A 516-nucleotide genomic window follows, 5' to 3' on the forward strand; every position below is an offset into this window, starting at 1 on the left:
GACAAAACACCTAAGTGGGAATACGCGCACTATACCCATATCCCAAGTTCCGTTATTGAGTCTTTATTTAGTAGGCCTTGGGATAAAAACCCTTTAGATGGGCTACTGGCTTAAGCAAAGCTTCTTATAAATAACAAAGGGGGCTATTCTGCCCCTTCCAAGATTGGGAAAATAATAATGACAACGATCGCGTTTATAGGTCTAGGGAACATGGGACGTCCCATGGCAAAAAATCTTGTAAAAGCGGGTTACAACCTGCGGGTATATGATTTAGCCAAGACTCCACTAGAAGAGATGAAGCAACTCGGTGCGCATGTCGCAAGCTCGGCATCACAAGCGTGCAAAGACGCTACTATCCTTATATCCATGCTGCCTGCAGGTAGGCATGTGTTAGGGCTTTATCTTGAAGGCGAAAAACTATTATCAATCATTGATAAAGAAACCTTAGTGATTGATTGCTCAACGATCGAAGCGGAGTCTGCTATTAGCGTACATAACGCAGCAAAAGATAAAGGT

1 protein-coding gene is annotated in these 516 nt (G+C 43.2%); it reads left to right on the forward strand.

The window, feature by feature from the left end; all coding sequences use genetic code 11:
- Positions 1-177: 177 nt before the first annotated feature.
- Positions 178-516: NAD(P)-dependent oxidoreductase (locus tag A3735_RS00395; protein WP_255375112.1), on the forward strand; the 339-nt coding region annotated here is incomplete at its 3' end.

The sequence above is a fragment of the Oleiphilus sp. HI0061 genome, assembly GCF_001635675.1.